Source organism: Paracoccus sp. DMF, assembly GCF_004407025.1.
GTDB lineage: Bacteria > Pseudomonadota > Alphaproteobacteria > Rhodobacterales > Rhodobacteraceae > Paracoccus > Paracoccus aminovorans_B.
This window is the reverse complement of the sequence record NZ_SOKV02000182.1, coordinates 1-722: the sequence shown is the minus strand read 5'-3', so window position 1 is coordinate 722 and position 722 is coordinate 1. Positions and strand designations below refer to the sequence as shown.

Genomic DNA, 722 nt, shown 5'->3' with positions numbered 1-722 from the left:
AAGCCAGGGGTATCCACCCTGATCCGAGGAATGACCCGACCATGACGCTGAGCTATGCCCCGGATCGGATCGAGACCTGGCCGCTGTCGCGCCTCCAGCCCTACGCAAGGAACGCGAAGGCGCATGACGCGGACCAGGTCGCGAAGATCGCCGCCAGCATGGCCGAGTTCGGCTGGACCGTGCCCTGTCTGGTCGGCGAGGACGGCGAGCTGATCGCGGGGCACGGGCGCGTACTGGCCGCCACGCAGCTGGGGCTGACGGAAGCGCCGGTGATCGTACTCGGGCATCTGACCGAGGCACAGCGCCGGGCTTACCGGATCGCCGACAACAAGCTGACCGAACTCGGTACCTGGGACGAGGCGCTGCTCTCGGCGGAACTGAACGATCTGCTGGCTGAGGATTTCGACTTGTCGCTGGTCGGGTTTTCCGACGGCGAGTTGGACAAGCTGCTGGCCTTCGTGCCGGAAGAGGACGGGCAAGAAGGTGGCGCCGGGGGCTCCGTGCCGCCGGTGACCATCCCTGAACCGCCGCGTAATCCAGCATCGCGAACCGGCGATCTGTGGATCCTCGGCGATCACCGGCTCCTTTGCGGCGACAGCACCAGTGCTGCTGATGTGCGCCGTCTGATGAATGGCGAGCGGGCGATCCTGTTCGCGACCGACCCGCCGTATCTGGTGGACTACGATGGTTCGAACCATCCGACCCGCAACAAGGACTGGTCG

The 722-nt window shown here is 65.9% G+C and carries 1 protein-coding gene; it reads left to right on the top strand.

Going from position 1 to position 722, the window contains the following annotated elements:
- Positions 1 to 41 precede the first annotated feature (41 nt).
- The coding region (locus tag E3D03_RS21095) for a ParB/Srx family N-terminal domain-containing protein (protein ID WP_263568562.1) at positions 42 to 722 on the top strand (681 nt) is incomplete at its 3' end.